Source organism: Mariniluteicoccus flavus (assembly GCF_054776655.1).
Genome location: NZ_BAAHBN010000011.1, coordinates 75,685 through 98,320, shown reverse-complemented (window position 1 = coordinate 98,320; position 22,636 = coordinate 75,685). Strand labels below are relative to the sequence as shown.

The window sequence follows — 22,636 nt, the reverse complement described above, 5'->3', positions numbered from 1 at the left end:
TGAAGCGGTACCTCGCTCGCGAGCTCTTCCGCCTGCTGCCGGCCCCGGACGCCATCGCCAAGCCCGTTAATGGAGAGCTCGAAATCGCGGCCTGATCGACTTGACGATCTATAGGAGCATCAACGCCCTGGCCGAGACGACCGTGGGATCGTTCAAGACCGAGCAGATCAACCGGCACGGTCCCTGGCGAGACGTCAACCACGTCGAGGTCGCCACCTTCGAGTGGGTCGATTTCTTCAACACCGACCGACCCCACGAGTCCCTGGACGACCTCACCCCGGCACACGTCGAACAGCTCCACTACTCTCACAGAACCCCCCTCACCCGGGCTGGGTGAGACACACAACCGAGTCTCCGGAAACCCCGGGAGGTCTCAGATATGTCGACGCTATGTGATCGGCTCGCGTGAGCCGCGGCGAGCCGAGCATACGTGGGCGCGGTTGGGGCGTGGGCCGGGCTCCGCGAGCTTCGTCTTGCGGCTGGGACGCCGAGCCGTGGGTTCTTGGGTCGCGTTGGGTTCGCGGCGTCTTTACGCCGCTTCGCCGAACTCGCGGGTGCCCGGCCCACGCCCCAAGCGCGCCGAACGTTAGCTGAGCGAGGAACGAGTCGAAGCCACCAGGCTGTCACGTTGGCTGAGCGAGGAACGAGTCGAAGCCCTCACGCTGGCTGAGCGACGCAGGAGTCGAAGCCACCCGCGCGCGATCCCCTTCCACGCAAGCAAAAAAATAGTTCGAGATTCTTCTCGCAGGACCCTGTTCTGGGCCCGAAATTGTCAGACCCCCTTCCTAGGCTGGAACCATCACCACACCACCAGGGGGAAACCATGGACGACCTCACCGAACACCTTGTTGCGAAGGGAAAACCCGACCGCACCGCCGTCATCCTCGGCCTCAAGGACGCCGCCGATCGCCAATGCCAGGCCGAGGTCGACCAGGTCGCGCTGGTCGCCGCCGCAGCCGAGGCCTACTCCTGGATCGACGAACCCCTCGACGACAACCCCGGCAGCGATTCCGTGCCGTCGGTGCTGCATGGCGAACGTCTGATCGTGCTTGGCGGGGATGGTACGCCGGAGGTCGCGGAGTTCTGTTCGTTGGAGGTCGGTCCGGCGCTCGGGATCTCGCCGGACGCCGCCGCCCAGCTCATCGCCGACGTCCTCGACCTGCGCCACCGCCACCCCCAACTGTGGGCCCTGGTGATCGGCGGCTACGTCCGCGTGTTCGCCGCCAGGAAGGTCGCCCAACTCACCCGCACCCGTGAACTCACCCACGACATGGCGGGTGAGGTCGACCGGAAACTCGCGCCGTTCGCTCCGCAGTACACCGTAACGCGGCTGCTGAACCAGGCCGAACTCCTGTGCGATGTCGTCGACCCCGACGGTGCGGAGGCCCGCAGGAAGGCTGCACTGGAACGGCGCTTCGTCACCGTTCGGCCAGGGGAGGCTGGGACCGCGCTGGTCACCGGGCAGGTCGACGGCCCCGCCGCGCTGCGGCTCGACAAAACCATCACCCAACTCGCGGGCATCCTCCGTGACGCCGGACACCGGGACTCGGCCGACGGTGATGGCACGGTGGCTGGGGGTGCTGATGTCGATCCGTTGGACCCGCAGTTCGCCGTGCTGCGCGCCCAAGCGCTCGAACTCCTCGCCGACCCCGCCCGTGCGGGCCGGGTCCTCGGCACGGGATCCCTCGACCTCGACGACACCGACGATCCCGACACGTCGTCGGGACTGCCGTCGCGCAAGGACCTCCTCGAACTCGTCGTCCACGTCCGCCTCGATGAGGTCGACCGCGGCGCCGGCGGCCAGGTCACCGGCCTCGGGTCAGTCGCCCGCTCCCAACTCGATGCCATGCTGGCGAACGCGGAGAGGGTGACCGTGCGGCCCGTTCTGGATCCCCAGACCCCGCACGTGACCGTCGGCTACGAACCCACTGTGGCGCAACGCAGGGAGGTGCTGCTGCAGGAGGAGTACGAGGCGTTCCCGTTCTCCACAAGGCGTTCGGCGGGGAAGTTCATCGATCTGGACCACATCACCCCGTTCCCCGTCGGCCAGACGTGCACCACAAACCTCTCGCCGTTGTCGAAGCGGGTCCATCGCGCCAAGACGTTCGGCGGGTTCACCTCCACCCCGGTCCGCCCCGGGGTGAAGCACTGGAAAACACCCACCGGGCAGGAGTTCTGGACCACCCCCCACGGCACCTACACCCGCAACCCCGACACGGACCTGATCATCGACCCGACCGGAACCAGACGCCGCATCCGCCAAGCCACCCGACGAGCCGCCGAACTCGCCGAGAAGCACACCAAGCAACAGATCTGCGAAGAAGCACGAACTGCTGCAGAACGACTGTTCGCTCAGATGAACCCCGCCCTCATCCCCCTCACGGAGGAGACCGCCGCCTGACCCAATGCTTGCTGACTGACCCGCCAGGAACGTGTCAGGCGGGCGCGAAGCATGCCCACAGAAGCCCGCCGGCTCGTCGTCTCGTTGCGCTGGGTCGGAGTGCGGTGGCTTCGACTCCTTCGTCGCTCAGCCAGCGTGGGTTTCGGCTCCTATTTCACCCAGAGCCAGACGGCGAGGAACGTGCCGGCCAGCGCCACGATGACGCGCAGGACGTCTTCGCGGAAGAGGCGCTGGGCGACAGGGCCGAGGTTGCCGCCGACGAACGCTCCCAGACCCAGTGCCAGCGCGGCCCACCAGTTGATCGGGCCGAGCCAGGCGAACAACAGTGCCGCGGTCACGTTGGTGACGCACAGCAGCACGCTCTTGAGGATCATCGACCGGGTGAACGTCTCGGACGTCGCGACCAGTGCGAGGGCCAGGAAGATCACCCCGGCGCCGGCGCCGAAATAGCCGCCGTACACGGAGACCAGGAACAGCCCGACCAAGTACGCCGGCGCGGACTCCCGTTCGCCGCGCAGCCGCGACAGTCGCGGGGAGACCAGGACCAGGAGGGAGGCGGCAAGGATGAGCGCGGGGACGATGCTCTCGAAGGTCCCCTCACCGCCGAGCAGCAACAGGCCGCCGCCGACGAGCCCGCCGAGGGCTGCCACCACGAACTGGGCGCCGATGTGGGCCGGCGGGTCGCCGCGCAGGACGCTGCCGGCACGGACGCTGGAGCCGATCCCGACGCCGATCAACCCGACGGTGTTGGACACGTTCGCGGCGACGGGGGAGAGCCCAACGGCCAGCAGCGCCGGATAGCTCACCAGCGAGGCGAGGCCCGTCAGATAGCCGACGAGTCCGCTGCCGACGCCCGCCAGCACGAGCAGGACGAACGCGGTGACGGTCACTCGGTCAGGCTAGGCGTGATCGCGTTCGCGACGCCGCCGGGACCAAGGGATGGTCAGGCGTACGCCCAGGCCGAGCGCGGCCAGGGCACCGAGCAGGCCAACGGTGGCCGGGGCGCCCGTGTCGGCGAGGGACCCCTCGGTCGCGGGGAGGCCATCGAGTGCGCGCTGCTCGATCTGGGCGTCGGTGAGCGCGACCGGTGCAGCAGGGGGCGGCGGGGGCGTACGGACCGTCGGCATGGGCGCGGGTGCACTGGTCGGCACCGGTGCGGGAGTCGCGGCGGGGCCTTCGACGGAGTCGGTCGCTGGGTCTCGCCGACGCCCGGCGTGGGCCGGGGTGACGCGACGGGCTCGGCGGCGCGGGGGATGACACAGGTGTCAGGGGCGGCCTCGGCGTCGAACGCCTCGACCGAGATCGCCAGGCGGACGTCGACCGTGCGCGTGGAGTTGTCGGCAGACCGGGGGAGCCTAAGTCCGAGGTCGATCGGCACGGCCGCTCCCCGCGGCACGATCACACATGGGAGCGCTGGGGAGCCCGCGGCGAAGGTGCCGATGGCTTCGGCGCGGGTGTGACGCACCCACAGCCGATCCTGCGCGGCCGGGCCTCCGGGGACGAGCTTCGGGCTGGCGGCGAACAGCGGCCGGGGGAGGGTGGTGGCGTACGCCTGCCCGTCGGTCGAGACCTCGATCGAGGGCGGGGCGGCGTACGCGGGGGTCGCGACGGCGAACGGCGGCCAGCGCGAGGACCAGGGCGGCCGTGAGGCGGGAGCCGTCGGCCATGGCGTCGACGCGGATGATGCGGTGGGTGACGATGCGGGGGTTGTCGGGCTGGGGCAGGAATGGATTTCTCATGTTGCGCAGGGAATAGCGCCGTTACTGGTCGGTTGACCAGTTAATCTTCGCCACAAGGCACCCCGCAGCCAGTGCGCCGACCAGGGAAATTGCTACCGGCATGACCAAGGAATGAGACATGGCGGTGGTGAAACCCGCCTCGAGGAAGTCCGGGATGCGCCCTCCGCCCATGCCGCCGCCCGCGGGGGACTGGCCTCCCCCCGGGAGATTGGTGGCGATCTGGGCCTGCATGAGGGCGGCCACCGCCGCCGATCCGAGGACCGAGCCGACCTGGCGCGTCGTGTTGTAGATGCCGGAACCTGCGCCCGCCATGCGCGGCGGCAGGTTGCGGGTCGCCGACACCGACAGCGGACCCCAGATGCCGGTGTTCGCGATGCCGGCCAGGGCGGCCGGGATCAGGAGCCAGAGGGCCGAGAGTCCGGGCCGCATCAGCCACGCGTACAGGGCGAAGGACGCACCGAGCAGGACGAAGCCGCCCACCGCGTACGGCTTGGGGTCGTGGCGGTCGATGAGCTTGCCGATGACGGGGGCCAGGAAGCCGGAGAGTACGGCGGTGGGCAGGCCGAGCAGGGCCGCCTGGGTCGGGGTCATGCCACGCGCGGTCTGGAGGAAGAACATGAGCGGGAAGACCTGCGCGGTGATGATGAAGCCCATGGCGGTGATGGCGACGTTGGCGGCGGCGAAGTTGCGGTCGCGGAACAGCCCGAGCGGGACGAGGGGCTCGCCGGACATGCGGGCCTGCCAGAGGACGAAGAGGCCGAGCACCACGACGCCCGTGACGATGAGCAGTGGCACCGAGATCGGGCCCCAGATCTGGCCCCAGTCGTAGGTCTCGCCCTCCTCGATGCCGAAGACGAGGCAGAACATGCCGAGCCCGGACAGGGCGACGCCGAGCCAGTCGAAGCGATGGGGGTGGACCTCGAGCCGGGGAACCAGACGCCACGCGAGGACGAGGGCGAGGACGCCGACCGGAAGGTTGATGAAGAAGATCCACTCCCAACCCCACGCGTCGGTGACGAGGCCGCCGACGAGCGGGCCGAGCAGGGTGGCGACGCCGGCGGTCGCGCCCCACAGGCCCATGGCCGCGCCGCGTCGCTCCGGCGGGAACGTGCGCGTGATGATCGCCATGGTCTGGGGAGACATCATCGCGGCGCCGAATCCCTGGGCGACGCGCGCGAGGATGAGCATCTCGATCGAGCCCGACAGGCCGCACCAGACCGAGGCGGCCGTGAAGACGGTCAGGCCGGTGAGGTAGAGGCGCTTGGGTCCGAACCGGTCCCCGAGGCGGCCGGTGATCAGGAGCGGGACGGCGTACGCGAGGAGGTAGGCCGACGTCACCCACACCACCCCGCCGAGGTCGGCGCCGAGGCCGTGCATGATCGCCGGCATCGCGACGGTCACGATCGTCGAGTCGACGAGGATCATGAAGAAGCCGAGCACCAGTGCCCACATGCCGGGCCAGGGGTTCGCGGGGTGTTGGGTCACTTGGGGAGTGTAGGACCGTGACTTCGACTCCTGCGTCGCTCAGCCAGCGTGGCTTCGACTCCTGCGTCGCTCAGCCAGCGTGGCTTCGACTCCTGCGTCGCTCAGCCAGCGTTGCTCCTGCGTCGCTCAGCCGGCGTGCAGCTGGTCCAGCAGCCAGCTGCAGGGGAGGCGATGTGCGCCGAGCGCCTCGATGCGGGCGATCAGCCCGCGGTCGCTCGTGACGACGTCGATGCCCTCGCCGCCGCGCGTCGCCACCTGTGCCACGATCTCGGAGTCGCCGTCGGTCGGCGCGTGGACGGTGGTCACGCCGCCCTCCGTCCCCGCTGATACGCCGCGACGGAAAAGCCCCTCCAGCACCAGGACGACCTCTGCGTACGCCAGGTCGTGCCCGGTCAGTGCCTCGTGGAGTCGCCGGGCGGCCCCGGGGCGATCGCGCCACCAGCCGTCGGGGCGCGAACCGATGACGTTGGCGGCGTCGATCACGAGCGTGGTCACGACAGGCCCAGATGAAGCCGCAGAGCGTCATCCAGCAGCGCCATGGTGGCCGTGGGCAGGCGTCCCGCCGCTGTGTCGAGTCGATCCACCGCCACCGACCGCACCTGCTCCGCCTGTGCCTTTGAATCGCTCGGCAAACCGGCCTCGTCGGCTCGCACCAGAACCTGGAACGGGTGCACGCGATCGGTGTTGGTGGTCAGTGGGACGACGGTGACGACACCACGTCCCAACCTGGTCGCCACAGAGTTGGCGCGGTCGTTGCTGACGACCACGGCCGGGCGACGCTTGTTGGCCTCCCCGCTGCGCGCCGGGTCGAGGTCGACCCACCACACCTCACCGCGGCGCAACGGCCTGCCCGTCCGCGCCGAGTCCGTCGGCAGAGGTCGCCTCCCAGACGTCGGCCTCCGGTTCCCATTCGGCCCAGGCCGCGGCGTACGCACCTTCGATCTCTGGGTCGGCCAACAGCCGGATGGCGCGCTGGATCGCGGCCGAACGCGACGGCAGTCCGGCAGCGGCGGCATACCGGTCCAAGGTGGCCACATCGCTCTCGGGAAGGCTGACGCTGAGTTTCATACTCAGATGCTACCCCGGTAGCACCATCTCAGGTTTCGCCCACAGCGAACCTGTGACTCGTCGCATCGGGAATGTTTCCCGTCCTTCCGCTCGTTATTGAGTCGAATGGACTCAACCCTGCGGGATTCCGAAGGTCGATAAGCCGCCAACGGCTCCGCGGGGTGACTAGAGTTGAGGGACACACCAATCCGGCCGACGTCGGCCGGGCGAGGAGATACACATGTTCGAGCGGTTCACCGACCGGGCGCGTCGGGTCGTCGTGCTGGCGCAGGACGAGGCGCGTACGCTCAACCACAACTACATCGGCACCGAGCACATCCTGCTCGGGCTGATCGCCGAGGGCGAGGGTGTTGCCGCGAAGGCGCTCGAGTCGCTCGGCATCTCGCTCGAGGCGGTGCGCGAGAAGGTCGAGGAGATCATCGGCCACGGCCAGCAGTCGCCGACGGGCCACATCCCGTTCACGCCCCGCGCGAAGAAGGTGCTCGAGCTCAGCCTCAGGGAGGCGCTGCAGCTCAACCACTCCTACATCGGCACCGAGCACATCCTGCTCGGCCTGATCCGCGAGGGCGAGGGCGTCGCCGCCCAGGTCCTCGTGAAGCTGGGTGCCGACCTGAACCGCGTACGCAACCAGGTGCTCCAGTTGTTGTCGGGCTTCCAGGGCGGGGCGAAGGGCGAGCCGACCGCGGTCGGTGCCGGCGCGCCCGACAGCCCGCAGGGCCCCCAGAGCTCGACGGTGCTCGACCAGTTCGGCCGCAACCTCACCCAGGCCGCGCGCGAGAACAAGCTCGACCCGGTCATCGGCCGCGAGCCCGAGATCGAGCGCGTCATGACGGTGCTGAGCCGGCGTACGAAGAACAACCCCGTGCTGATCGGCGAGCCCGGCGTCGGCAAGACCGCCGTCGTCGAGGGCCTGTCGCAGGCCGTCGTGCGCGGTGACGTGCCGGAGACGCTGCGCGACAAGCAGATCTACACGCTCGACCTCGGCGCGCTCGTGGCCGGCTCGCGCTATCGCGGTGACTTCGAGGAGCGCCTGAAGAAGGTGCTCAAGGAGATCAAGACCCGCGGCGACATCATCCTGTTCATCGACGAGATCCACACCCTCGTCGGCGCGGGTGCGGCCGAGGGCGCGATCGACGCGGCCTCCATCCTGAAGCCGATGCTGGCGCGTGGCGAGTTGCAGACGATCGGCGCGACGACGCTCGACGAATATCGCAAGCACATCGAGAAGGACGCCGCGCTCGAGCGTCGCTTCCAGCCGATCCAGGTCAACGAGCCGTCGATCGCCCACACGATCGACATCCTCCGCGGCCTGCGTGACCGCTATGAGGCCCATCACCGCATCACGATCACCGACGAGGCCCTGACGGCGGCGGCCCAGCTCGCCGACCGCTACATCCAGGACCGCTTCCTGCCCGACAAGGCCATCGACCTCATCGACGAGGCCGGCGCCCGCCTGCGCATCCAGCGCATGACCGCGCCGCCGGACCTCCGCGAGTTCGACGAGAAGATCGCCACCGTGCGCCTCGAGAAGGAGGCCGCGATCGACGCGCAGGACTTCGAGAAGGCCGCGGGGCTCCGCGACCAGGAGAAGAAGCTCATCGCGCAGCGCGGCGAGAAGGAGGAGGCCTGGAAGATGGGCGACTCCGACACCACCGCCGAGGTCGACGAGGAGACGATCGCCGAGGTGCTGTCGTCGGCAACCGGCATCCCGGTGTTCAAGCTCACCGAGGAGGAGTCGAGCCGCCTGCTCAAGATGGAGGAGGAGCTCGGCAAGCGCTACATCGGCCAGCACGACGCGGTGAAGGCGCTGTCGCGCTCGATCCGGCGTACGCGGGCGGGGCTCAAGGACCCGAAGCGTCCCAGCGGCTCGTTCATCTTCGCCGGCCCCTCGGGCGTCGGCAAGACCGAGCTGACCAAGGCGCTCACCGAGTTCCTGTTCGGCGACGAGGACGCGCTGATCACGCTCGACATGTCGGAATACAGCGAGAAGCACACCGCGTCGCGGATGTTCGGCTCGCCCCCCGGCTATGTCGGCTATGAGGAGGGCGGCCAGCTCACCGAGAAGGTGCGCCGCAAGCCGTTCTCAGTGATCCTCTTCGACGAGATCGAGAAGGCCCACCCCGACATCTTCAACTCGCTGCTGCAGATCCTCGACGAGGGTCGCCTCACCGACGCGCAGGGTCGCGTGGTCGACTTCAAGAACACCGTCATCGTCATGACGACGAACCTCGGCACGCGCGACATCAACAAGTCGGTGAACCTGGGCTTCTCGCAGGCCGGTGACACCGAGTCGAGCTACGAGAAGATGAAGGCGAAGGTGGCCGACGAGCTCAAGACCCACTTCCGTCCCGAGTTCCTCAACCGCATCGACGAGATCGTGGTCTTCCACCAGCTCACGCAGCCCGAGATCGAGAACATCGTCGACCTCATGGTGGCCCAGATCGAGGATCGCCTCCGCGACCGCGACATGGGCATCGAGCTGACGCCGGCGGCGAAGAAGCTCATCGCCAAGCGCGGCTATGACCCGGTGCTCGGCGCCCGTCCGCTGCGTCGCGCGATCCAGCGCGACATCGAGGACATCATGGCCGAGAAGATCCTCTTCAGCGAGGTCAAGGCCGGCGAGATCGTCGTCGTCGACGTCAACGAGGGCGACGACGCGACCGAGAACCCGTTCACGTTCACGGGCTCGAAGACCGACGAGGCACCCGACGCGGTGCCCGCGTCGCTGGCCGGCGGCGACAGCAAGGACGAGCAGGCGGGCTGACCCCGCGTACGCAGGTCTCGCACCACTGGGGCCCCGCCGCAGACTCACGTCTGCGGCGGGGCCCTTTTTCGCTTGGGGGGCTCAGCCCCGGTAGCCGTCCGGGTTCGCCGACTGCCACGCCCAGTGGTCGCGGCACATCGTGGCGAGGTCGCGCTCGGCGGACCAGCCGAGTTCGTCGCGGGCGCGGGAGGCGTCCGCGTACGACGTCGCGATGTCGCCGGGGCGGCGCGGGCCGACGGCCGCGGGGATCTGCTGACTCGACGCCTCGCGGAACGCCTCGATGACCTGGAGCACCGAATAGCCGCGGCCGGTGCCGAGGTTCCAGACCTTGAACCCCGGGTGGCCGTGGATCGCGTCGAGGGCCCGCAGGTGGCCCTCGGCGAGGTCCATGACGTGGAGGTAGTCGCGTACGCCGGTGCCGTCGACCGTCGGGTAGTCGTCGCCGAACACGTTCAGGCGCTCGCGGCGACCCGCGGCGACCTGGGCGACGTAGGGCACCAGGTTGTTGGGGATGCCGAGCGGGTCCTCGCCGATGCGGCCCGACGCGTGGGCGCCGATGGGGTTGAAATAGCGCAGGGCGGCCAGCGACCAGCCGCCGGGTCCGGCCGCGACATCGGACAGGATGTTCTCGACCATCAGCTTGGTCGCGCCGTACGGGTTCGTGGTGCCGGTCGGCGCGTCCTCGCGGAACGGCGGCACCGCCTTGTCGCCGTAGACCGTTGCCGACGACGAGAAGACCAGGCTGCGGACGCCGTGGCGCTCCATGGCCTGCAGCAGGCGGATCGAGCCGGTGACGTTGGTGTCGAAATAGGCCAGCGGCTTCTCGGTGGACTCGCCCACGGCCTTCAGGCCGGCGAAGTGGATGACGGCCTCGGGGGAGAAGCGGTCGAACGCCTCGTCGAGGTCGCTGTCGGTGCGGATGTCGCCCTTCTGGATCGTCAGTTCGGGCTCGCCGCCCACGAGGTCGCGTACGCGCTCGAGGGAGGTGAACGAGGCGTTCGCGAGGTTGTCGATGACGTGGACCTCGTGGCCCTGTTCGAGGAGGCAGAGGACGGTGTGGGAGCCGATGTAGCCGGCGCCGCCGGTGACGAGTACGCGCATGGTCCCCATCGTTTCATCCCCGCGCCGCGCTGCAGGGATGGCGTCGGTCGGTAGGCTGACGAGGTGAGCACCGCCCCGTCCGACACACCGAGCCAGCTCCGCGTACGCCTGGGCTGGGCCGTCGCAGCGATCGCCGCGGTGCTCACGGCGGTGTCGCTGTTCTTCGCCGTGACCACGCTCGTCTTCGCGCTCCGGTCGGGCCAGGCGACCGGCGAGGTCATCGCGCTCGAGACGGCGCGGGACGCGCAGGGGCAGGTCAAGGTCCCCGTGGAATATCAGGCGGTGATCGAGTTCCCCGACCACAACGGCCAGTTCCGGCGATTCACCGACGCGTCCACCACCACGACGCCGCCCGCCATCGGCTCGGAGGTCAAGGTCCTCTTCGACCGGAAGCGGCCGTCGAAGGCGCGCATGGAGGACATGTCGCTGATGTATCGCGAGGCCCTGACCGCCGGCGTGTGGGCGCTGGCGATCGGCATCGTCGCCGAAGAACTCGTACGCGGGGCGCGGCGGCCACGCGCGGGAGTGCCCGCGGCCGCCTGACCGGCGTTCAGTGACTCAGCAGGTGGGACCGGTGCAGCTCTTGGGGAACCGGGTCAGATAGTCATCGAGCCGGTCCTCGCGCAGGGCGTTGGCCATCTCGGCCATCTGCTTCTCGTCGACGACGGCGACGGCCTGGTCGCCGGCCCAGCCGAAACCGGTCATCGGCGCCTGCATCGACACGATGTCACCGTTCTGGGTGATGCGCATCGAGAGCGCGGTGTTGCGGATCTCGGCGTCGGTCAGGCCCTTGTCGACCTTCACGGCCCTGGAGGCGCCGGTCAGCAGCCGGTCGAACGCGATCGGGTTGGCCAGGGTGTCGGGGCGCGACGCTTTGGCGAGGATCGCCTGGACCACCGCGCGCTGGTTCTCGGCGCGGTCGAGGTCGCCGTTGGCGAGGCTCTTGCGCTCGCGGACGAACAACAGGGTGCGCTCGCCCTCGAGGTGGACCATGCCCTCCGCGAAGTGTTCGCCCCCGATCGAGAAGCTCTGCTTGTTGTAGACGTCGACGCCGCCCAACGCGTCGGCGAGCTGGACGAACCCCGTGAAGTCGACGACCGCGGTGTGGTCCATGCGTACCTTCAACAACTGCTCGAGGGTCTGGACCGTCAGCGGCGGGCCACCGAAGGCGTACGCCCAGTTGATCTTGCCCTTGTCCCTGCCGGGGATGTCGACCCACATGTCACGGGGGAACGAGATGAGGTGGACCCGCTGGCGGTTCTCGCTGACGTGGGCGACGATCAACGAATCGGAGCGTCCGGTCTCACCTGCGCGGGAGTCGGAGCCGAGCAGGACGTAGTTGATACCCTTCTGGCCCGAGGTCGTCGGCGTGGACGACGGGGCCTGCGGCTGGCCGCTGGCCCGCGGGGGCATGTAGTCCTCGCGCGGGATCTCGGCCACGGCGCGGTTGAGGCGGGAGATGTAGAACCCCGCAGCGGCCGCGATCCCCAGCACCAGGACGCCGAGCACCGCGACCGGGATGACCCAGCGGCGGCGACGCGGACGGGGCGAAGGCGAATCGTCGAACGTGGAATCGTTCTGATCATCGTCGTGGTCGTCGTTCAGGATCGACAGCCGGTCGTGCTCGCTCACATTGCTCCTTAGGGCGGATGTGTCCGATGATACGCGGGTGGCTGCCGGGATTGACGGCGAAATCAATCGGGCGGATATGTCAGGAATGGCGCGAACTGGGCCATGGGTCGCGCGAATGCCGGAACAATCCGGCACAATGAGACGAATCGTCACGATCGGATTGGGTAGAAATGCAACTTTCGGACCACCTGGGGCTCGCGCGTCGACGCTGGCTCAGCATCGCAGCCTGCGCCATGGCCGGCCTCGCCCTGGCTGCGCTGCTGTCGCTGGTGACCAAGCCGCAGTACACGTCGAAGACGTCGGTGCTGTTCGCCGTGCAGAGCGCGAGCTCGGCCGGCGACCTGGCGCAGGGCTCGACCTACGCCGAGAAGCAGGTGCAGTCGTTCGCCGAGGTCGCGACCTCGCCCCTGGTGCTGCAGCCCGTCGTCGACAAGCTCAAACTCGCCGAGCCGACGCGTGATCTCGCCAGACGAATCACCGCGACCGTGCCCCAGAAGACGGTCATCATCGAGATCTCGGTGCTCGACAAGGACGCCGGCAAGGCCGCCGAGATCGCCAATGCGGTCGGCGAGCAGCTGTCCCAGGTGGCCGGCCAGCTGACCCCGCGTACGCCGCAGGGGCAGGAGGCCGTCAAGGCGACCGTCATCGCGCCCGCACTGGCCGCGACGTCGCCGACCTCGCCCAAGGTCGCCCAGAACCTCGCGCTCGGCCTGCTGCTCGGCCTCGGCATCGGCTATGCGCTGGCGCTGCTGCGCGACCAGCTCGACACGCGCGTGCGCGACGAGGCCGACGTGAGCCGCGTGACCGACACGTCGATCATCGGGCTGATCCCCATCGAGGGCTCGGCAGGCGGCTCGCCGCTGCCGATGGAGACCGACCCGCTCGGCATGCGGGCGGAAAGCTATCGGCGCCTGCGTACCAACCTGCAGTTCCTGCACGTCGACGATGGTCCCCGTGCCGTCGTCGTGACGTCCTCGCTGCCCGGTGAGGGCAAGACCACGACCTCGACGAACCTCGCCATGGCCCTGGCCGAGGCGGGGGAGCGCGTGCTGCTCATCGACGGCGACCTGAGGCGCCCGCGGCTCGGCAAGAGGCTCGGGCTCGAATCTGCTGTCGGCCTGACGACGGTGCTCATCGGGCAGGCGGGCCTCACCGACGTCGTCCAGCCCTATGGCACGGCCGACCTGCACATCCTCCCGTCCGGCCCGATCCCGCCGAACCCGAGCGAGCTGCTCGGCTCCCACCGCATGCAGTCGCTGCTGGATGAGGCCGCGTGCCACTACGACACCGTCCTCATCGACTCGCCGCCGCTGCTGCCGGTCACCGACGCCGCCGTCCTGGCGAAGCTCGTCGGCGGAGCCCTGGTCGTCGTCAGCGTCGGCGTCGTCCACCGCCAGCAGCTGGGCGAGGCGCTCGACGCGCTGGAGACCGCCGGCGCACGCGTCGACGGCCTCGTGCTGAACCGCGTGCGAAGGAGCTCGGGTGACCGGTACGCGTACCGCTATGAATACCGCAGCGAGCAGAAGGACGCCTTCGCGACGGCCGAGGACGCCCACGCGATGACGTCGGTGCCGTCAGAGCCGGCGCACGTGCCGGCGAGGGCTGAGAAGCTGAGCTGATGTGGATTGCCTGGCTCCGCCAGGCGATCGGCCTCGCGCGCACAGCACATGGCGTCGCCCTGCGACGCGTACGGCCTCGCGCGCCTCATACGGTGTCTTCGGACGCTCTGCGCAACGCGGCCCCTGGCTGGTTGGACCGGTTCCGGTCTCATCGCTGGGGGCCGCGTTGCTCCTCGGTCCTCCAGACACCGGGCGCGCGAGTCCCGGACGTGGCTGATCGACGAGGTCCTGTGACAACGCTGGCTGAGCGAGGCCGCCCGCGGCCGAGTCGAGGCCGAGCAGCCAGCCGCGTACACGTTTGAGTCCCGAAAGGTCGTTCGAGTCGGTTCGAACAGCCTCAAACAACCTTTCGGAACTCAAGCGCGGTGAGGTAGCCGTGTTCGCGAACGCTCCTGCAGTTGGCGAACCGGAAGTGCGTTGGAGTGTGCTGCAACCTTCGCGAGGGCAACTACTCTTCGCCAACTGCAGGACGGTTCGCCAAGGTGACTAACCCGGTGCTCCTCGTCTCGCTGCGCTCGCTCGGAGAACGTGACCACGAGGGTTCTATGGACTCAGTACCGTTTGAGAAGCCTCATCTCGTCCTCCAGCGACTCCGGCGCCAGCGTCGGCACCGTCACCTGCGAGATCAGCGGGTGAGACGTCGCCTCGGCGTCCTCGGTCTCGCTGAACAGCACCTCGTGGAGCTTCTCGCCCGGGCGCAGACCGGTGAACACGATCTCGATGTCCTTGCCCGACTGCTTCACGAGTCGGTTCGCCACGTCGAGGATCTTCACGGGCTGACCCATGTCGAGGACAAGCACGTCGCCGGGCTCGCCGATGGCGCCCGCCTGGATCGTGAGCTGGCAGGCCTCGGGGATCGTCATGAAATAGCGGGTGATGTCGGGGTGGGTCACGGTGACCGGTCCGCCGTCCTCGATCTGCTGGGTGAAGGTGTGCAGCATCGAGCCGCGGGAGCCCAGCACGTTGCCGAAGCGGACCGACAACCAGGTGCCGGTGTTGTTCTCCGCATACCAGGAGGTGAGCTGCTCGGCGAGGCGCTTGGTCTTGCCGAGGACCGAGGTGGCGTCGGCGGCCTTGTCGGTCGAGATGTTCACGAAATGGCTGACGCCATAGCGGCGTGCGGCGTCGAGGACGTTGAGGGTGCCGAGGACGTTGGTCTTCCAGCCCTCGCTGGGATATTGCTCCAGCATCGGCAGGTGTTTCAGGGCCGCCGCGTGGAACACCACGTCGGGTTGGTGGAAGGCGAAGATCTTGTCCAGCGCGTCCTTGTCGCGGATGTCGCAGAGCACCATGTCGGGGGTGTCGAGAAGGCCCTTGCCATAGATCGACAGCTGGACGCCGTGGAGGCCCGACTCGTCGCGGTCGAGCATGACCAGTTCCTTGGGCCCGAAGCCGTGGACCTGGCGGGCGATCTCGGAGCCGATCGAGCCGCCGGCGCCGGTGACGAGGACGACCTTGCCGTTGAGGTAGCTCGCGATCTCGGACAGGTCGGTGGTGACCTGCGTACGCCCGAGGATGTCGGCCACGTCGACCTTGTGGAGCTGTTTGACCTCGATGCGTCCGCCGACCATGTCCTGGACCGGAGGAAGGATCAGAAGCTTGAGGCCGGCACCCTCGACCTGGTCGGCGAGCCGGCGTACGAAGTCGTTGGTGGCGGTGGGGGCCGCCAGGATGATCGTGCTGACCTCCTTGGCTGCGGCCTGCGCGAGGAGGTGGTCGCCGTTGCCGAGGACGCGGTGGCGACCGAGGTGGAGGTTGCGCTTGCGGCGGTCGTCGTCGATGAAGCCGCGCACCTCGTAGGGCGCGTCCGGGTCGTCGTTGAGCAGGCGCGCCAACTGCGAGCCGGCATTGCCGGCACCGTAGATGAGGACCGGCTCGGCGACCGTCTCGCCCTGCGCGTGCCGGACCAGGATTGCGCGCATCGCGAACCGTCCCGCGGCCATTCCGAGGAGGGACGCGACCGGTGCCAGCACGACCAGACCGCGGGGGGTCTCGGGCCGCAACACGATGAAGGTGACGCACAGGACGCCCCACGTGACGAGGGCGATGCCGGCCAGGGAGATGGCCTCCTCATAGCTGCCGACGCGATAGCGTCCCTGGTAGACCTTCGACGCCCAGCCGAGCACGAGCTGGAGCAGGACTGCGGCTCCGGTGTAGAGGAGCACCTCGGTCCAGAGCACGTTCGACAGCTCGAAGTCGTAGCGGGCGCCGACGACGATGAAGGTGGCCGCTATCCAGCAGAACGTGTCCCACAGCGCCAAGGATCCGCGGCGCCAGCGGGCGTCCGAAGTGATCAGACCATTCCCCATGAAAACCCCTACGACAGCGTCCTCCCACGGACCGCCCGTGGATTGAACGTTCAATACTGTGCAGCATTATCGCCCGACCCGAACGAAAATGACCATCCCCACCTCAACCGGGGGTAGAGACCTACACTGTCGCCTGTGACGGACCCCGCTGTGCGCCCCCGCATCCCGGCCGTCTGGCTGGTCCTCGCCTCCATCGCCTCGGTCCAGATCGGCGCGGCGATCGCCAAGGGTCTGTTCGGCGAGATCTCGCCGACCGCCATGGTCTGGCTGCGTCTGGCCACCTCCACGGTGGTGCTGCTGGTCTGGGCGCGACCCCGCGTACGCGGGCGCACGGCGCGGGACTGGGCCGTCGTGATCGCCTTCGGTCTGTCGCTGGTCGGCATGAACTGGGCGATCTATCAGAGCTTCGCCCGCATCCCGCTCGGCATGGCTGTGACGATCGAGTTCCTGGGCCCGCTCGCGATCGCGGTTGTGGGATCGCGCCGGTTGCGCGACTTCGTCTGGGTCGTGCTCGCCGGAGCAGGCGTCGCCCTGCTGGGCTTCTCCCCGGGCCGCCTCGACCCGGTCGGGGTGGCGTACGCGGTCGCGGCAGGGGCGGCGTGGGCCGCGTACATCCTGTTGAGCGGGCAGACCGGACGCCGCTGGGACGGGCTCAGCGGCCTGGCGATCGCCAGCCTCGTCGGGACCCTGGTGATCACCGGGCCCGCGCTGGTGTCGGGCGGCGAGGCCCTCGGCCGGCCGCACGTGCTGGCGATCGGCGTCGCGGTGGGCATCCTGTCGTCGGTGATCCCGTATTCGTTCGAGATCACCGCGCTGCGCACCATGTCGCCCAAGGTGTTCGGCATCCTCATGTCGCTCGAGCCGGCGGCCGCCGCACTGGCCGCGCTGCTGCTCATCGGCGAGACCCTGTCGCCGATCGAGGTGGCCGCCATGGCGTGCGTGGTCGTCGCGAGCGTGGGGGCGACGCGCACCGCCTGACCTGCGGTCCGGGCGAGTCACGGCAGGGCGTACGCGTCCCCGCGCCGCACCAGCAACCCGTCATTGACGAGCGAGGCGAGACACCGGTCGCGCTGCTCGCCCTCGTCCCACGCGCCGGCGAATGCTCCGGCGTCGACCGGGCCGTCGGCCTCGCGCACGATCGCCAGCAGGCGCCCGCGGACCTGACGGTCGGTTCCCGCGTACGCCTGCCCGCGGCGTGCGGGGCCCTCGTGGGCGGGCCGGCCCGCAGCGACCCAGGCGCAGCGGTCGACGACGGGGCAGTCGGAACAGCGGGGGGAGCGGGCCGTGCAGACCAGGGCGCCGAGTTCCATCGACGCGGCGGCCCACACGTGCGCGTCGGTGGCGGGCATCAGCGCGGCGGCGAGCGCGCGCTCGGCGACCGTCGGTGAGGTGGCGGGAAAGGCTTGCCCGGACACCGCACGGGCCAGCACGCGCCGCACGTTGGTGTCGAGCACGACATGGGCGCGGCGATGGGCGAAGCTCGCGATGGCCGCGGCGGTGTAGTCGCCGACGCCGGGGAGGGCGCGGAGCTCGTCGTAGTCGGAGGGGACCTGGCCGTCGTGACGCTCCACGATGGCGGTGGCGGCCGCATGGAGGCGCAGTGCGCGACGCGGGTAGCCGAGGCGCCCCCACGCGCGGACGGCCTCTCCGGCGGGGTCGGCCGCGAGGTGGCCCGGGGTCGGCCAGCGTTCCAGCCAGGCCTGCCACGGGTCGAGCACGCGGGCTACCGGCGTCTGCTGCAACATGAACTCGCTGACCATGACGCCCCAGGGGGAGCAGTCGCGCCGCCGCCAAGGGAGGTCGCGGGCGTGGTGGGCGAACCAGTCGATGACGACCGGGACGATGGAGTCGTCGGGGTCGGTCGATCCATCGGGGCCTGAGGGGCGGCGCGCGGGCATGCGGAGACCCTACGCGGGACGAGCGAGGTGGCGCAGCGCCCGGCGTGGCGCCACCATCTGCGTGCGCGGGCTGCCTAGGCTCACGCCATGAGCGGCTTGCTGCACCCCGTGGGCCCCGAGAACGCGGCCACGTATTGGCTGCGTCGCGCCGCTGTGTTGGCCACGCTGGTCGCGCTCGTCATCGCCCTGTGGTTCACGGTCGCGAACCTTGCGAACGCGGCGCGTACGCCGGCCACTCCGGCGGCGCCTGCTTCGGCTTCGCCCGCGAGTACGCCGGGGCAGATCGAGCGGCCGGGCACACCTGCCGCCACCACGCCGGTGGCCACACCGGCCACCGCGCCCGCGCCTTCGACACCCGCGACGCCGAACCCTCCCGCCTCGCCGCGGGCGGCCACGCCGGCGCCTACTCAGGCCGCGCCCGTGACGCCGGTCGCTCCAACCTCGGCGTCGGCGACGCCAGCCGCACCGGGCCCGCCCATGCCAGCTGACCCTCCGCCGGGGCTGCCGCACACGGGCATGGGGTCGTGAACCGTCAGTCCAGCCTGTCCTGGTAGGCCGACTCCGCCAGCCGGGTGAGGCCGTCCCGGACCATGCGCGCGCGGCTGCCGCCGACGCCGTCCACCTCCTGCAGCTCGTGGGTGCTGGCCGCGAACAGGGCCTGGAGCGAGCCGAAGTGGTCGATCAGCCGCGTCGCGACGCTCGTCGGGAGCCGGTTGACCCCCGCCAGCTGGCGGAAGCCGCGCGTCGTGATGCGGGCATCGAGGGGTTCGGTGAAGCCGATCGCCCTGGCGACGACCTGGGGGTCGACGATTTCCTCGTCGGGCAGGCCTGAGAGGGGAGCGAGTGTCAGCCCGTCGTCGGGATCGCGGCGATAGTCGCGCTCAAGCAGGTCGGGCAACTCCTCCATGCCGACGTGGACCTCGAACAGCTGCAATTGCAGCAGGCGACCGTCCGACCCCAGCTCGGTGACGTATTCGGTGGTTTCGGCCTCGAGGCGCCGCACCATCTCCAGTCGTTGGGCCACGAGCACGAAGTCGCGCACCGTCACCTGGTCGTGGACCTCGAGCGAGTTCAGCCGGCCCAGGACCTCGCCGAGGCGCACCTTGTAGCGCTCCAGCGTCTGGAGGGCGAGGTTGGCCCGGGCGAGGATCGCGGGTGACTGCTCGATCAGATAGCGCTTGTCCTCGAGGAAGATCTGGATGGTGCTCATCGACGCCGACACGGTGACCACGGGGACGCCGCACTGCTGCGCGACCCGGTCGGCGGTGCGGTGGCGGGTTCCGGTCTCGACGGTCTCGATCGTCGGGTCGGGCATCAGGTGGACCCCGGCCATCATGATGCGGTCAGCCTCGTTGTTGAGGATCAGGGCGCCGTCCATCTTCGCCAACTCGCGCAACGCCGTGGCCGTGAAGGGGGTGTCGATGCGGAAACCGCCGGTGGTCACCGCCTCGACCTGGCGGTTGCTGCCGAGAACGACGAGTGCGCCCGTGCGCCCGCGGACGATGCGCTCCAGCCCCTCGCGCAGCGGGGTGCCGGGCGCCATCTGGGCGCGATATTTCCGAACGGGCACGGAGATCCTCTCGTCGGGTGGGTCCGATCCTACGGGGCGGACTTCAACGCGTCACTCGTCGTCGGCCTCGGAAGACGGCTCTCCGTGGGCGCGGTCGGCGATGGCCGGTCTGGCCGAGAGGGCCTCGAACAGCGCGTGGTTGAGCGTGCCGACCTCCACGACCCGCATGCCTTTGACCGCGCGCCGGCGCCCCTCGCTGCCTCGTTCGGCGGGGACGATTGCGGTGTCGAAGCCCAGACGGGCCGCCTCCGCTATGCGGCGCTCCAGCCCCGGCACCCGGCGCAGTTCACCGGCAAGCCCCACCTCGCCGATGGCGACGAGTCGCCGGTTGCCCTCCACCCCGGTCGCGGTCCGCTCGAGAGCGGCCGACGCCACGGCGATGGCCACCGGCAGGTCGACGGCCGGATCGGTCACGCGCGCGCCTCCGACGGTCGACACATAGACGTCCTTGTTGCCCAGCGCGATGCGGGCCCGCCGCAGCAGCACGGCGGTCACCATCGCCACCCGGTTGGTCTCCACCCCATGGGTGGTGCGCTTCGGCGCCTGGAGCTGGCTGGGCGCCACCAGGGCCTGGATCTCGGCGAGCAGGGGACGACGCCCCTCCATCGTCACGGTCACGCACGTGCCGGTCACGGGCTCGGCGTGGTGACTGGTGAACAGGCCCGACGGATCGGGGACCTCGATGATGCCGTTCTCGGCCATCTCGAAGCACCCCACCTCGTCGGCGGGCCCGAACCGGTTCTTGGTGGCCCGCACCATGCGGAAGCCCGAATGGCGGTCGCCCTCGAAGCTCAGGACGACATCGACCAGGTGTTCCATCGTGCGGGGTCCCGCGATCGCGCCGTCCTTCGTCACGTGGCCGACGATGACGACGGCCATGCCGCGGCGCTTCGCGACCCTCACCAGCGCCGCCGTGGTCTCGCGCACCTGGGACACGCCGCCCGGGGAACCCTCGGCCTCGGCCGTCGACACCGTCTGGATGGAGTCGAGCACGCACAGGCTCGGCCCGATGTCCTCGATGTGGCCCAGGATCGTGCCGAGGTCGGCCTCGGCCGCCAGATAGAGCTCGTCGGCGAGCGCGTCGGTGCGGCCCGCCCTGAGCCGGACCTGGGCGGCCGACTCCTCGCCCGTGACATAGAGCGTGCGTCGCCCGGCGTTCGCCCACTTCGCCGCCACCTCGAGCAGCAGGGTGGACTTTCCGACCCCGGGCTCGCCCGCGAGCAGGACGACCGCCCCGGGGACGAGGCCTCCGCCGAGCACGCGGTCGAGCTCGCCGACGCCGGTCAGGTCGCGATTCGCCGCCGTCGCGCTCACCTCGCCGATGCGCACCGCTCGGGTCGTGGGCGCACTCGACCGCACCTCCTGCACCTTCGGTGCACCCTGCTCGGCCACCGACCCCCACGTCTGGCACTCGCCGCAGCGGCCCACCCATCGCGCCGACGTCCAGCCGCACTCGGTGCATGCGTACTGGGGTTTCACCGAAGACTTCGCCATGACCGGAACACTAGAGGGGGTCACCGACAATTCCTGTGCGCGTACGCCGCGTGGGCGACCGGCGGAGGCTTCAAGCGGGAGTTGAGGGTTCACCGCCTCGGGCTGCGAGGCTTCTCGTGGGTCGTTAGGGTGCGACCATGCGTTCCAAGAGATGGCCGATTCTGGGTCTCGGTGTCCTCACCCTGCTCACGGCCGGACTCGTCGTCCTCGCCCTGCTGCACGTGCGGCCCCGGGAGACCGCCGCGGTCCCCGCGGCGCCGGTCACCGTGCCGTCGGTGCCCGGTTCCGGGCCGACGTCGACTGGGAGCGCGACCCCCTCGGGTGCCTCCACGCCGCGTCCCCGCACCTCCGAGGGCGTGCGCGACGTCATGCGCGGCGACGCCGTCGACATCGTCGTGCTCGGCGACGCGTCCGGCATGGGGGCCAACGGCTGGGTCGCCCAGCTGGCCGACACCCTCGCGTCGTCGCGGAAGGTGAAGCTCGTGACCGTCGAGGGCGACCGCGAGAACGCCACGGAGAAGGGCTCGGGCGCGCGCCAGGTCACCCTCCGCAACGTCTCCGACGCCAACCTCACACTCCGCGGCGCGGCCGGCCGCATCGACCAGCTGGTGCCGCAGGGGACGGACCTGGTCATCCTGAGCTTCGGCCACAAGGAGAGCCAGAGCTCCATCTCGGCCGATCTCGAGGCCCTGTGGACCAAGATCCCCGCCAGCGCCACCGCCATCGTGACCGTGCAGAACCCAGAGAAGGGGACCGCTCAGCAGGCGCAGCGTGACCGTACGCGCGCGGTGACCGACTGGGCCAACGAGAACAAGGCGCCCAAGGTCGACGTCTTCGACGCCTTCACCAAGGCGCCCGAGCCGCTGGCAGAACTGCTCGACAAGGATCTGGTCATGCCGAACGCAGAGGGGTCACGCCTCTGGAAGGACACGGTCGTCAAGGTGTTGGGGGCCTGACTCGCTCGGCTCCTCGTCTCGCTGGCGATCGCTCGGAGAACGTTCAGCGGTGGGCCGCCGCGGCCACCGCGCGTACGGCCTCGTCGATGTCGGCGAACGCCTCGTCGAACAGCGTGTCGTCGCGCTTGTAGGGGTCGACCACGTCGTCCAGCTCGGGGGATGCGGCCCGGGCCCGTGCGCGCAAGGCACCCGCCTGGCCCACCGCCACGCGGAGAAACTGCCCGGGCGTCTCGCCGGGGGCGAAGGCGCCGTGCAGCGACAGGACCCGCGCGAGCTCACGCAGGGTGAAGGCCCGGCGCACCGCGGCGGGGAAGGTCTCGACCGCACGCGACCGGTGTTCCCGGGACATGCCGATGACGAGGTCGGCCTCACGCAGCATCGCCGGCGTGAGCTGGCGGGCGACGAAGGCGGACGGATCGACGTCGGCCGGCATGCGGGCCGCCATCGCGGGCTCCATGGGATAGCCCGCCATCGCGTGGGTCCCGGCGCTCGTCACCACGACGGAGTCTCCCAGATGGTGCTGCAGCAGCAGTTCGCCGGCGGGGGAGCGGCAGATGTTGCCGGTGCACAGCACGAGGATCTTGAACGGGTCGGACACGG

At 69.8% G+C, this 22,636-nt stretch carries 21 protein-coding genes and 1 pseudogene; 8 read left to right on the top strand and 14 right to left on the bottom strand.

Translation table 11 applies throughout. From position 1 onward, the window contains the following. Positions 1 to 121 precede the first annotated feature (121 nt). Positions 122 to 337: pseudogene (locus tag ACYVAG_RS15140) on the top strand (integrase core domain-containing protein); the annotation flags it as partial. 486 nt (positions 338 to 823) lie between these two features. Next, a complete protein-coding gene (locus ACYVAG_RS15135; protein WP_460771010.1) occupies positions 824 to 2,401 on the top strand; it encodes a DUF222 domain-containing protein in 1,578 nt (525 codons plus the stop codon). A gap of 149 nt (positions 2,402 to 2,550) precedes the next feature. Here ACYVAG_RS15135 and ACYVAG_RS15130 read toward each other — a convergent pair whose 3' ends face one another. Together ACYVAG_RS15130 and ACYVAG_RS15125 are read right to left on the bottom strand one after the other, a co-directional pair. Beyond that, positions 2,551 to 3,291, bottom strand: a complete 741-nt coding sequence (locus ACYVAG_RS15130) for a TSUP family transporter (protein WP_460771008.1) — start codon at positions 3,289 to 3,291, stop codon at positions 2,551 to 2,553. A 9-nt stretch (positions 3,292 to 3,300) separates the two neighbouring features. Then, the gene (locus tag ACYVAG_RS15125; RefSeq protein WP_460771006.1) at positions 3,301 to 3,528 is read right to left on the bottom strand and encodes a hypothetical protein; all 228 of its coding nucleotides are present in this window, start codon (positions 3,526 to 3,528) and stop codon (positions 3,301 to 3,303) included. A 414-nt stretch (positions 3,529 to 3,942) separates the two neighbouring features. Here ACYVAG_RS15125 and ACYVAG_RS15120 point away from each other — a divergent pair, with 414 nt between their 5' ends. Continuing rightward, on the top strand, positions 3,943 to 4,176 hold the full coding sequence (locus ACYVAG_RS15120; RefSeq protein ID WP_460771005.1) for a hypothetical protein: 234 nt from the start codon (positions 3,943 to 3,945) through the stop codon (positions 4,174 to 4,176). Here ACYVAG_RS15120 and ACYVAG_RS15115 read toward each other — a convergent pair. From ACYVAG_RS15115 to ACYVAG_RS15100, 4 genes are all read right to left on the bottom strand, one after another. Beyond that, the gene (locus ACYVAG_RS15115) at positions 4,162 to 5,625 is read right to left on the bottom strand and encodes a DHA2 family efflux MFS transporter permease subunit (protein WP_460771003.1); all 1,464 of its coding nucleotides are present in this window, start codon (positions 5,623 to 5,625) and stop codon (positions 4,162 to 4,164) included. The two genes, ACYVAG_RS15120 and ACYVAG_RS15115, sit on opposite strands and share 15 nt — an antisense overlap. A 126-nt stretch (positions 5,626 to 5,751) precedes the next feature. Continuing rightward, the gene (locus ACYVAG_RS15110; RefSeq protein WP_460771001.1) at positions 5,752 to 6,120 is read right to left on the bottom strand and encodes an NYN domain-containing protein; all 369 of its coding nucleotides are present in this window, start codon (positions 6,118 to 6,120) and stop codon (positions 5,752 to 5,754) included. Next, positions 6,117 to 6,452 (bottom strand): type II toxin-antitoxin system PemK/MazF family toxin, encoded by a 336-nt coding sequence (locus ACYVAG_RS15105; protein ID WP_460770999.1) that lies wholly within the window; start codon positions 6,450 to 6,452, stop codon positions 6,117 to 6,119. Before ACYVAG_RS15105 ends, ACYVAG_RS15110 begins: the two co-directional genes overlap by 4 nt. Before the next feature lies 1 nt (position 6,453). Further along, the gene (locus tag ACYVAG_RS15100; protein WP_460770997.1) at positions 6,454 to 6,693 is read right to left on the bottom strand and encodes a ribbon-helix-helix domain-containing protein; all 240 of its coding nucleotides are present in this window, start codon (positions 6,691 to 6,693) and stop codon (positions 6,454 to 6,456) included. Positions 6,694 to 6,913: 220 nt separating this feature from the next. On the opposite strand from ACYVAG_RS15100, the gene ACYVAG_RS15095 reads away from it, so the two are divergent. Next, positions 6,914 to 9,457: an ATP-dependent Clp protease ATP-binding subunit gene (locus tag ACYVAG_RS15095; RefSeq protein ID WP_460770995.1), complete on the top strand. Its 2,544-nt coding sequence runs from the start codon at positions 6,914 to 6,916 to the stop codon at positions 9,455 to 9,457. Positions 9,458 to 9,538: 81 nt separating this feature from the next. Here the strand turns inward: ACYVAG_RS15095 and galE are convergent, their stop codons facing one another. Then, complete coding sequence (gene galE / locus ACYVAG_RS15090) at positions 9,539 to 10,558, bottom strand: UDP-glucose 4-epimerase GalE (RefSeq protein WP_460770994.1); 1,020 nt, start codon at positions 10,556 to 10,558, stop codon at positions 9,539 to 9,541. 63 nt (positions 10,559 to 10,621) lie between these two features. On the opposite strand from galE, the gene ACYVAG_RS15085 reads away from it, so the two are divergent. Continuing rightward, on the top strand, positions 10,622 to 11,101 hold the full coding sequence (locus ACYVAG_RS15085; RefSeq protein WP_460770992.1) for a DUF3592 domain-containing protein: 480 nt from the start codon (positions 10,622 to 10,624) through the stop codon (positions 11,099 to 11,101). A 15-nt stretch (positions 11,102 to 11,116) separates the two neighbouring features. Here the strand turns inward: ACYVAG_RS15085 and ACYVAG_RS15080 are convergent, their stop codons facing one another. Continuing rightward, the gene (locus tag ACYVAG_RS15080; RefSeq protein ID WP_460770991.1) at positions 11,117 to 12,190 is read right to left on the bottom strand and encodes an LCP family protein; all 1,074 of its coding nucleotides are present in this window, start codon (positions 12,188 to 12,190) and stop codon (positions 11,117 to 11,119) included. 170 nt (positions 12,191 to 12,360) lie between these two features. Between ACYVAG_RS15080 and ACYVAG_RS15075 the strand changes: the two genes are divergently transcribed. Further along, complete coding sequence (locus ACYVAG_RS15075) at positions 12,361 to 13,809, top strand: tyrosine-protein kinase domain-containing protein (RefSeq protein WP_460770989.1); 1,449 nt, start codon at positions 12,361 to 12,363, stop codon at positions 13,807 to 13,809. A 551-nt stretch (positions 13,810 to 14,360) separates the two neighbouring features. On the opposite strand, the gene ACYVAG_RS15070 is transcribed toward ACYVAG_RS15075, so the two are convergent. Then, positions 14,361 to 16,118 (bottom strand): polysaccharide biosynthesis protein, encoded by a 1,758-nt coding sequence (locus ACYVAG_RS15070; protein ID WP_460770987.1) that lies wholly within the window; start codon positions 16,116 to 16,118, stop codon positions 14,361 to 14,363. Between the two features lie 135 nt (positions 16,119 to 16,253). On the opposite strand from ACYVAG_RS15070, the gene ACYVAG_RS15065 reads away from it, so the two are divergent. Beyond that, a complete protein-coding gene (locus ACYVAG_RS15065) occupies positions 16,254 to 17,096 on the top strand; it encodes an EamA family transporter (protein WP_460770984.1) in 843 nt (280 codons plus the stop codon). A gap of 17 nt (positions 17,097 to 17,113) precedes the next feature. On the opposite strand, the gene ACYVAG_RS15060 is transcribed toward ACYVAG_RS15065, so the two are convergent. The 4 genes from ACYVAG_RS15060 to radA form a co-directional block, all read right to left on the bottom strand. Next, entirely contained in the window at positions 17,114 to 18,016 is a 903-nt protein-coding gene (locus tag ACYVAG_RS15060; protein WP_460770982.1) for an HhH-GPD family protein, read from the bottom strand. Between the two features lie 80 nt (positions 18,017 to 18,096). Next, positions 18,097 to 18,411 (bottom strand): hypothetical protein, encoded by a 315-nt coding sequence (locus ACYVAG_RS15055; protein ID WP_460770980.1) that lies wholly within the window; start codon positions 18,409 to 18,411, stop codon positions 18,097 to 18,099. Positions 18,412 to 18,548: 137 nt separating this feature from the next. Beyond that, positions 18,549 to 19,586, bottom strand: a complete 1,038-nt coding sequence (gene disA, locus ACYVAG_RS15050; RefSeq protein ID WP_460770978.1) for a DNA integrity scanning diadenylate cyclase DisA — start codon at positions 19,584 to 19,586, stop codon at positions 18,549 to 18,551. A gap of 51 nt (positions 19,587 to 19,637) precedes the next feature. Continuing rightward, positions 19,638 to 21,080, bottom strand: a complete 1,443-nt coding sequence (gene radA, locus ACYVAG_RS15045) for a DNA repair protein RadA (protein ID WP_460770977.1) — start codon at positions 21,078 to 21,080, stop codon at positions 19,638 to 19,640. Positions 21,081 to 21,217: 137 nt separating this feature from the next. On the opposite strand from radA, the gene ACYVAG_RS15040 reads away from it, so the two are divergent. Further along, positions 21,218 to 22,036, top strand: coding sequence for an SGNH/GDSL hydrolase family protein (locus tag ACYVAG_RS15040; protein ID WP_460770976.1), 819 nt, complete (start codon positions 21,218 to 21,220; stop codon positions 22,034 to 22,036). A 43-nt stretch (positions 22,037 to 22,079) separates the two neighbouring features. Here ACYVAG_RS15040 and ACYVAG_RS15035 read toward each other — a convergent pair whose 3' ends face one another. Next, positions 22,080 to 22,634, bottom strand: a complete 555-nt coding sequence (locus ACYVAG_RS15035; protein ID WP_460770974.1) for an arsenate reductase/protein-tyrosine-phosphatase family protein — start codon at positions 22,632 to 22,634, stop codon at positions 22,080 to 22,082. Between the last annotated feature and the right edge of the window lie 2 nt (positions 22,635 to 22,636).

Excerpts from the sequence above, each read along its gene's own strand:
- ACYVAG_RS15135 (WP_460771010.1), top strand. The coding sequence starts at position 824 with ATGGACGACCTCACCGAACACCTTGTTGCGAAGGGAAAACCCGACCGC.
- ACYVAG_RS15125 (WP_460771006.1), bottom strand. The coding sequence starts at position 3,528 with ATGCCGACGGTCCGTACGCCCCCGCCGCCCCCTGCTGCACCGGTCGCG.
- ACYVAG_RS15100 (WP_460770997.1), bottom strand. The coding sequence starts at position 6,693 with ATGAAACTCAGCGTCAGCCTTCCCGAGAGCGATGTGGCCACCTTGGAC.
- ACYVAG_RS15095 (WP_460770995.1), top strand. The coding sequence starts at position 6,914 with ATGTTCGAGCGGTTCACCGACCGGGCGCGTCGGGTCGTCGTGCTGGCG.
- galE (WP_460770994.1), bottom strand. The coding sequence starts at position 10,558 with ATGCGCGTACTCGTCACCGGCGGCGCCGGCTACATCGGCTCCCACACC.
- ACYVAG_RS15075 (WP_460770989.1), top strand. The coding sequence starts at position 12,361 with ATGCAACTTTCGGACCACCTGGGGCTCGCGCGTCGACGCTGGCTCAGC.
- ACYVAG_RS15070 (WP_460770987.1), bottom strand. The coding sequence starts at position 16,118 with ATGGGGAATGGTCTGATCACTTCGGACGCCCGCTGGCGCCGCGGATCC.
- ACYVAG_RS15060 (WP_460770982.1), bottom strand. The coding sequence starts at position 18,016 with ATGCCCGCGCGCCGCCCCTCAGGCCCCGATGGATCGACCGACCCCGAC.
- radA (WP_460770977.1), bottom strand. The coding sequence starts at position 21,080 with ATGGCGAAGTCTTCGGTGAAACCCCAGTACGCATGCACCGAGTGCGGC.
- ACYVAG_RS15040 (WP_460770976.1), top strand. The coding sequence starts at position 21,218 with ATGCGTTCCAAGAGATGGCCGATTCTGGGTCTCGGTGTCCTCACCCTG.